We start from the raw sequence: 8,352 nt of genomic DNA, 5'->3' as shown, positions 1-8,352 counted from the left end.
CTCCCGGCTATGTGACGACGAGGACCTGTCGCAGCGCGGATCTAGTCGTTGCCAGCGAGGCCGTTAGGTCCTCACGGAGTGGGTCTGGGATGGCTCCCGCGTTGAGGTGCGCGCGGTGGACGAGCGTCGTGAGCGTCGCGGTCTGGTTCGGGGTGAGTCGGTGCTGGGATGCCGGGTGGTCGAGGAGCTCGCGGGCGGCGTAGGCGTCCGCCGCCTGGCTGGTTTTGTCGACGAGCCTGGTGAGCAGGCGGTCGGCGTCGTCCGGGCAGGTCTGCATGAACAGGTCGATCGCGGTGAGGCCCACCCGGAGGTGGAAGAGCGTCGTTGTTTGGTCCGAGGTTTCGAGGGCGTGCTCGACGGCGGCCAGGTCGGCATCGCCGGGCGGGCTGGCGGTGCGGAGTAGATGGCCGCGCAGGCAGGAAGCGACGGCGTGTTCCCAGGGCTGGTGGAGGGCGCTGGTGTCGAGGAGCGCGAGCGCGACGTCGGGGCGTCCGGCGAGCGTGTGGGCGATGATCCGGGTCTGGCGGGCCTGGCGTAGTTGATGGCCCACGTCGTCGTAGCGCGCGGCGTGGTCCGCGGCCTCCTGCCATCGGCCGCCGGCAGCAAGGGCACGGGTTCCGTCGTCGCGTAGCACGGTGTGCAGCCACCGGGTGGTCTCGATCCGGTCGTCGTCGGTGGCGATAAGCCCGTCGAGCGGGATGCGCATGCCGTCGATCTCGGCGTCGCCGCCGGTCTCGAGAGCGCGGTGGAGGTCATTGAGGGCCTGGTAGGCGGCGGCGAGGTCGCCGGATCGGCGGGCGAGCCGGGTGAGGTTCACGAGCGGTTGGAGGGCGGCGAGGGCGGCGGGGCCGGTCAGGGGTCGGGCGGCGTGGAAGATCTGGAACTGTTGGTGGCAGAGGTCGGCGGCGAGAGTGGGCAGGCCGCAGTCGGTGGCGATCAGGGCTGCGAGGTTGTAGGCGGTGCAGGCGCGGTTGAGGCGGTCGGTCGGGCTGGCGGCTTGGTGGGCGGTGTGGGCGCAGTCGTGGACGTCGCGGACGCGGGTTTCCAGGTCGGCGCAGTGCACGCCGCGGCGGAGTACCAGGGGGAACCGGGCGAACGCCTGGCTGGTCGCGGGATCGTCTCCGGTGGTCAGGCGGAGGGGTGTCGCGCGGACGGCCGGGCGCTGGTCGGGACGGGCGGTGGTCGGCCCTGGCGCGCCCAGGATGGCGATGCGCGCGGCGCTGGCGAGGATGCTCTGGGTGCGGGTGGGCAGGCCGAGCCTGTTCCAGTGGAAGATCACCAGGTAGCTGAGGGTCTCGCGTAGGCCGCGGTGCAGTGTTCCCGCGCGGTTGGCGGCTCCCAGTTTCTGACCGGCCTGGTGGAAGGCGTAGGCCCAGCCTGGGACGGTCGCCAGCGGGCCGTCCGCGACGAGGAGCGGTCCACCGGGTGTGGTGTCGGCGAGGAGCAACTGGTGGAGGTCGTCGGCCAGGGCGGCCAGCTTCGTGGCGGGAACGTCAGCAGGTAGCGGGCGTTCGCGCGCGACGCGGTGCCAGGCGTCGCCCTGTTCGTAGTGTTCAAGGCCGGCGGCGCGCAGCAGCGTGGCGCACAGCAGCAGTGACAGTTCGCGGCGGCCAAGGCGGGGCCCGTCGGCCAGGAGTCGCAGGATGGCGTGGCTATCGTGGCAGAACAGGTCGTGGGCGATGTCAACGCCGGTGTCGCCGCCGAAGGCGGCGGTTTCGGCTTCGTAGATGCCGGTCCGCCAGCCGGCGAGCTGGCCGGCGGCGGTGAGCTGGTCGAACGCTGCGCTGAGGGCGCGGCGCGTGTCGTGTGCGGCTGGTCCTGGCTGGAGGCGGAGCCGCCAGTAGGGGTGTTTGCGCATGAACCAGAAGCGGGTGACCGTGCCGTCGCGTACAGCCCGGTCCAGCAGGGGTGCGAGGTGGTCGATGGCGGTCTGTTCGGCGGTGTTCCAGTCGGGGAATTGGACGTAGACCTGCCACCAGCCCGAACCGGTGTGCTGGTTGAGGGCGTGCTGGCCGGCCTGCTGGTAGATCGCGGCGGCCTCGGCGAGGTCCTGCGTGTCGAGCAGCGCGTCCTGGGCGAGGTCGCGCGGCGGCGTCCCGGCCAGCACCCGCACGATGGCACGTTCGATCCGCGTGCGGGCGCCCGCCTCAGTAGGGCCGCTTCGTTCCTGTGCGCGACCAGCCGCTAGTTGATCAGTAGGCATGTGTCCCATCCGGAGATCGGCGGGGTGTCGTGGGCGGCGGTGTGCAGGGCGAGCGCGGTCCCGGCGGCGCCGGTAAGGAGTCCGGGCCTGGAGGCCGGCTGCCGGCAGGCGAGCGTGGTGAGTCGGTGCGCGAGCCGTGGGAGATGCCCGGCTAATGCCGGGGTCTTGGCGTCGCGGGCAGCGCGCCACACGGTCTGGTAGACGCCGGCGGCACCGTGACACAGCCCGGCGTCGACGATCTGGTTCTGCTGGGCGGGGTCGTCGAGGCAGCGGGCCAGCGCATCTTCGTACAGCCGCTGGCGGGCGGTGTCGGCGATGGCGAGGGCGGCGAGCTGGCCGGCGCGGGCGATGCCGACCGTGCCGTAACACCAGCTCGGCCGGGCCGGGCCGCGTTGACCGGGCCGGCCTTGGCGCAGGTCGGCCCGGCTGATCCATTCGGGCCACCAGGGGCCGGTGTCGCTGTCCTGCTGCCAGGTGTCGAGCCATTGACAGATGGTGATGATCGCGTCGTGGTGGCCGTCGACGACAATGCCGCGGCGCATCGCCTGGGCGAGCAGGGCCAGCGGACTGATGCCGTGGGCGAGCCCGAGGTTCGCGTGCCCGCCCGGGTAGGTGGGGGAGTGACGGCGGTGGGGGTCGTGGCCGACCCACCAACCGGGAAGCCGCTGGTCGCCGTTCCGAAGGGGCCTGGTCAGGGCGACGAGGTGGGTCAGGACGCGTTCGAGCGTGCTGCCGCCGGGGTCGCGGCGCAGCAGGAGGGCGCCGAGGCCGGCCAGGCCGAAGAACACGTCGTACTCACGGAACGTGGGGAGCTGGCCGGCGCGCAGGCGGGCAGTCGCGGCGTCGACGCGGCGGTGGGCGAGCGCGGCGACGGGCCGGTCGACGTCGGCGAGGGCGTCGCGGTAGCGGCCGGTGCCGGCCGCGGCGGCGTCGAGCAGGAAGGCGATCGCCGGGGCGCCGAGGTAGAGGCCGGCGGTGTCGGCTGCGCTGACCGCGCCGGCGGTCGCGGCGCTGACCCATTGGTGGGCCTGTTGCCAGGTGCCGTGCCCGGTGTGGGCGCGTTCGATATGGAGCAGAGCGATCCCGGCGTCGCCGTTGGTGAGTGACTGCGGTGTCCAGGGCGCGTCGGCTGGGGGCGGCTCGGGGATGGACAGCTGCGCGGCGAGCTGCTCGGCGTGGCTGGCCAGGTCTGGGGCGGTGGTCGTCGGTGTTGGCATGGCTGTCAGCCGAGTCGGTGGGTGGTAGTGAGGTGGCGTAGGGCGGCGGCGCGGGCGAGGCGGACGGTGACACGTTCGGCGGCCGGGTCGACGCCGAGGGCGCGGTTGTGGTGCTGGCGGAGCAGGCAGGGCAGGACGGTCAACGGGTCGTGCTGCCCGGCGAGGGCATGTCGGTAGGCGGCCAGCGTGTCGGCGCGGGCCTGCCAGGCCGCCAGGACCTGTACACCGCCGGGCAGCGCGCGCAGCGCCTCCCCGGTGCGGTGCGGGTCAGCGAGCCGGAACGTGTGGTCGCGCAGATCGGGCGACAACGGGCCGTGTTCCTGGCGGTGTGCATGGACGAGCCAGTCCAGGCCGTCGCCCGCCGTGCCGGTGAAACCGGCGATCAGGTCGACGAGGCTGGCGGCGGTGACGGCCTGGGCGGGCAGCCCGACCCGGGAGGCCAGGCCGATCTGGGCGAGGACGGCGGCCGAGTCCGCGGCGAAGACGTCATGGGCGCGGTCCATTGCCGTGCCGAAGCCGTACCGGCCGTGCTGGGCCTGGTAGGTGACCAGTTCGTGGTGCGAGACCAGCCGGACGTTGCGTAGCCCGTCCACCCAGGCGGCGACCTGCTCAGCGGCGGCACCGTAGGCGGACGGTGCCGGCAGACGCAGGTAGACGGCGAGGTACTGGTCCGCGGCGGGGTGACGCAGCGGGCGGTGGCGGCGAAACCACCAGCCGGACACGTCATCGCCGAGCAGGTTGAGCAGGCCGGTCAGATGCTCGGTCAGCAGCTCGTCGGTCCGTGCCGGATGGCCATACAACTGGGCACACAGGATGTCCGAGCTGCCCGGCAGGTAGGCGACCGCTCCGGCGACGGCTGTCGACGGGTCCGTGGCTTGCCGGGCGTGGCCCGCCGCCTGCGGGCTGTCCAGGACGAGGGGCAGGAGGAGCTCGTGGGCGCGACCGAGCCAGGCAACGTCGTCAAGGCTGGAGGTCTCGCGGAGCTCGACCTGGCCGGCGCGCTCAAGCCGGGTACGCAGCAGTAGCCGATGTACAGGCTGGTCGAGGTCCACGGGCTGGCGCCGGTCGAGTTCGACGATCGCCACGTGCGCCGGGACCCGCCACCGGGCCCGCCAGACGTCCAGCGCTGCCTCCCAGTCGTCTGTCGAGGACGCCCGGCTGGGCAGGTCGCCGGTGGCGAGCAGCCAGCGGGCCGGGGCCAGGACGGTGCGTCGGTAGCGGACCCGGGGAAGGTAAGGCAGCCGAGCCGCGGCGCCGAAGTGGAACGACTGGTAGACCGGCGTCCGGGCGGTGGCGATCTCGGAGAGGAACCGGGCCAGCGGCGGAGTGTGGACCGTGGCTTCCAGCGCGTGGGTGACGCGCGGCTCGACCCGCCGGCCGGTCGAGCGCTCGACCAGGTAGAACCGCCGCTCGTCTGCAGTCACCGCGAGATCGGCCACCCCGATCTGGCCACTACCCGACGTACGGTGTTCACCCAGCCCGATGGTGTCGGGGAGCAGCTGGACGGTTCGGGCGAGGTTGTCGTTGCGCTGTTTGCGCGGCGCGAATGAGAGCTGCGTGGCGACGGTCCCCGGCTCGGTGGCGGTGAAGGTAGCCGCGAGCAGGGCGCAGTCGGCGGTCGGTAACAGGTGGGCATGGCGGCCGGCCATGCTGCTGCCGGGCCTGGGTGTCCCGGTCACCGCCAGCTCGAACCGGCCACGCGTCAGCGCCTCGACGCTGCCGGCGCGGATCTCGACGGCGACCTCGAGCCGGTCGGGCAGGTCGCCGTCGGCCGGGTCACTGCCCGCAAGCTCGTCGACCAGCTGCCGGGTCAGGACGATCTCGCCGGCACCGTCAACCGCCGCGCGCTGCACGAGCTCCAGGAGCTTCTCGTCGCGTTCACTCAGCTGGCGGACGGGCCGGCCGCGGGCGGACCCGAGATAGTCACCCGGCAGTCCAAGCCCGCTGTCAGCGACCAGCTCCAGCACCGGCACCAGCGCGCCGGTTCCATATCGGGCCCGGAACCGGCCATGGAGGTCACGCCAAGCCAGCTGTCCATACGGATAGGGCGACAGCCGAAGCAGGACCCGTACGGCCTCGGCCGCCTCGTCTACGACCTGTCGCGGGATCTGGACGTCACAATCCAGGGCTACGTCGACGAGCAACGGCCCTGCCTCGGCCGTGCTCAACGCCCGCATCCGGCTGACCGTCGCCGGCTCCGGGCCGCCGCCGGAGCCGCTGGCGGACAGCTCGGCGTGGACGTCGGTCAGCTCGTCCACCAGCTCGGCGACCTCGTCGAGGTCGCGCGCGTCGACGGCGGCCAGCGCCGCGCAGGCATGGCCCAACGCGTCCGGGCAGGTCATCGGCGCCGACAGGCTGTCGATGAGGATCCCTTGGTCACGCAGCGCGAGGAGCAGCCCGTCGACTTGAGCGGCCGACGCGGCGGGAAACTCGGAATGCACCTGGTCGCGCAGCGCGGCGAAGGGCACTGGCTTACGGGCGGCCCGCAGCACCGTGCGGACCGGTCCGGAAAGCCGCACCGACACCTCGACCGGCGCCAGCTCGTCCGTCGCCCCGTCCGGTGACACCCCGAGGGCAGCGAACCGGTTCCCGCGCACCTGGCCGACGTCGGTCAGGACGACTGGCAGCCGCTCCACCAGCCGCGGATAGGCACGCAAGCGTGTCAGCACACCGGCCAGCCACGCCGCGTCCGCGCGGGCAGCGACCCGGTGCGCATCGCCCCAGCGCACCGTGCCCCGTGGGCTGAGCCGGGCTGGGGCGACGCCGGCGAACAGGCCGAACGGTGTGGCCCGCCGCTGCCAGCGCAGGAGGTATGACACCAACGACAACGCGGCCTGCCGCGCCGTCCGCTCGTCGCCGCCGCCGGCGGCTGCCAGCTCGTCCAGTCGCCCGGCGAGTGCGGGACTGGCATAGCCCACCGCGGCCCGCACGTCTTCCCGCCGCCACGTCGTCGTCAGCCACGCCCACCCAGGCTCGACTCCGTCACAGCCGTCAGCGTCGCGCGGCAGGCGCAGCCCGGCCGGGAAGTCCAGGCCGTCGGGCCAGGTACTGGCCCGCAGCAACGCCGCCCCGCACGACCGGTACCGCACCGGCGTTCTGCTCGCCACTACCCGCCTCCCGAGAAGCTTTACAGCCATCCGGCCCGCCGTCGGCACGGCGCTTGCCGCGCCGACGACGGGCCGCGAGGCCTGTCAGAAGGGGTTGTCCGCCGCCGAGTTGCAGGAGCTGTCGGCGCCCGCGCAGGTGTTGCCGCACCCGTCATCGGTCGGGCAGTCGCCTTTCAGCCGCCCATAGGCCACGACGACACGCACGTCCAGCGCGAACTCGTCCTCCTCCGCAGCCGGCCGCTCAGCCAGCGCCATGCCCGTTCCCGACCCGTGGACCTGCGACATGTGCGTCACCTTCCCTGTGTGATGGGGTCCTGCCTGGCAACCTGGCCAGCCTCGGCGCGCGCCGAAGCCGGCCAGGAGATCACGATCCGGCTGTGCTTTTTGTCCACGACCGGCCCGGCGGGCAGCGCGTCGTCGGGGGTGCCGGCCGGGTAGAGGCGGAACTGGGGACCGGGGCCGCCGCGGTGGTCACGTCCCCAGACCCGCAGCTGCTCGGCCATCTCCTTGGCGAACGCGGCGGCGTCGGGACCGTAGGCCTGCACGCCCAGCTCGATGTCGTCCGGGCTGTCGGCACCCCGGACGGTCATGTAGGCCAGCGTCCCGCCGGACACGGCGCCGACCGCGAACGAGTGCTTACCCGGCGGCGAGATCAGCCCAGTGTCCAAGGACCGGTCGAGCACGACCCGGCAGAACCCAGGGAACATCGTCGCCAGCCACATCTGCGTGTCCGCCCACGGCTCGTACCGGCCGATCGTCACCCCGGTCCACACCTCCACCCGTGGACGGTCGAACAGGCCGTTGAAACGGCTCGGGTCGGCGGGGATCTCCTCGTCGAAGCGGAGCGCGACCTCGCCGTCACGCAGCACCAGCGACGTGTCCTCGTGCGCGCCCGCCCCGCGCAACGGCACAAAACCGAACAGCCTGGCCGATCGGCTCGCCAGGTGCCCGTCCACCAGGTCGAATGCGATCGTGCGTGAGAGGCCGCGGATCCGTAGCGGGACCAACAGCCGGCCGCCGGCTGCCAGCTGCTCTACGAGAGCCGGAGCTACATCCCAACACCCAACGGTGATCAGGATTCGGTCATAGGGGGCGTGTTCGGACACACCGAACTCGGCGTCCGCACACACCACCCGCACCTGTGCATAGCCGGTTGGCTCCAGCAGCTGGCCGGCCCGGTCGGTCACCTCGCTGTCGATGTCGACCGTCGTCACCTGCCCCCACGGCCCGACCAGCTCCGCCAGCAAGGCCGCGTGATATCCACCAGACCCGACTTCGAGGGTCCGCATGCCCTCGGCGATCTCGGCCTGCTCCAGCATGTGCGCCTGCAGGCGAGGCGCCGACACTGAGCTGACCGCCGTGCCGTCCGCGTCCCGTTTGGTGACCACCCCGTTGTCGAGCTGGAACGCCTCCTCCAGATCGACCCCCGGCAGAAACAGCTCGCGCGGCACGGTCCGCATCGCCGCCTCCACCGACGCTGAGACGACCGTCTCCTCGGCGACCAGGGCGTCGACCATCTCGGCCCGCAGCCGCGCGGCCCGGTCCGCACCAGAGATATTTTCTTCCTGGGCCAGCCGGATATCATTCAATGAATTCCCCTTTTCTAACGTGAGGTCGTCGAAGAACGTCCCTGCGCCGCATCCGCGCCAGCATGGTCACGCGGCCGGCGGAAGCCGGTCGAACTCGCCCCTTTTCACCGCGGCCACGAAGTCCTCCCATGCCCCCGAGGAGACGACTGTCGTCTGGCTGAGCGTGCCTCGTAGCACGACGGCGACGCCCGGCAGGTGCCAGGCCACCTCGACGGTGTCAACCACCTTCGGATCTA

The 8,352-nt window shown here is 72.4% G+C and carries 6 protein-coding genes; all 6 read right to left on the bottom strand.

Annotation, left to right across the window (positions count from 1 at the left end; translation table 11 throughout):
• Positions 1-7: 7 nt before the first annotated feature.
• Positions 8-2,113, bottom strand: coding sequence for a thiopeptide-type bacteriocin biosynthesis protein (locus tag QOZ89_RS33490; RefSeq protein WP_312627760.1), 2,106 nt, complete (start codon positions 2,111-2,113; stop codon positions 8-10).
• A gap of 71 nt (positions 2,114-2,184) precedes the next feature.
• On the bottom strand, positions 2,185-3,420 hold the full coding sequence (locus QOZ89_RS33485) for a lanthionine synthetase C family protein (RefSeq protein ID WP_312627758.1): 1,236 nt from the start codon (positions 3,418-3,420) through the stop codon (positions 2,185-2,187).
• A 5-nt stretch (positions 3,421-3,425) separates the two neighbouring features.
• Positions 3,426-6,527: a lantibiotic dehydratase gene (locus QOZ89_RS33480; protein ID WP_312627756.1), complete on the bottom strand. Its 3,102-nt coding sequence runs from the start codon at positions 6,525-6,527 to the stop codon at positions 3,426-3,428.
• An 84-nt stretch (positions 6,528-6,611) separates the two neighbouring features.
• On the bottom strand, positions 6,612-6,812 hold the full coding sequence (locus tag QOZ89_RS33475) for an FxLD family lanthipeptide (RefSeq protein ID WP_312627754.1): 201 nt from the start codon (positions 6,810-6,812) through the stop codon (positions 6,612-6,614).
• Between the two features lie 5 nt (positions 6,813-6,817).
• Complete coding sequence (fxlM, locus tag QOZ89_RS33470) at positions 6,818-8,116, bottom strand: methyltransferase, FxLD system (RefSeq protein ID WP_312627752.1); 1,299 nt, start codon at positions 8,114-8,116, stop codon at positions 6,818-6,820.
• A 66-nt stretch (positions 8,117-8,182) separates the two neighbouring features.
• The gene (locus tag QOZ89_RS33465) at positions 8,183-8,341 is read right to left on the bottom strand and encodes a DUF397 domain-containing protein (RefSeq protein WP_312627750.1); all 159 of its coding nucleotides are present in this window, start codon (positions 8,339-8,341) and stop codon (positions 8,183-8,185) included.
• Between the last annotated feature and the right edge of the window lie 11 nt (positions 8,342-8,352).

It is taken from the genome of Pseudofrankia coriaricola, from assembly GCF_032027725.1.
In the GTDB taxonomy this organism is placed as follows: Bacteria; Actinomycetota; Actinomycetes; order Frankiales; family Frankiaceae; genus Pseudofrankia.
The sequence above is the reverse complement of the archived record's forward strand: the minus strand, read 5'-3'. Positions and strand labels throughout refer to the sequence as shown.

What these genes read in the sequence shown, in the direction of transcription:
- QOZ89_RS33475 (WP_312627754.1), bottom strand. Translation starts at nt 6,812, where the DNA reads ATGTCGCAGGTCCACGGGTCGGGAACGGGCATGGCGCTGGCTGAGCGG.
- QOZ89_RS33485 (WP_312627758.1), bottom strand. Translation starts at nt 3,420, where the DNA reads ATGCCAACACCGACGACCACCGCCCCAGACCTGGCCAGCCACGCCGAG.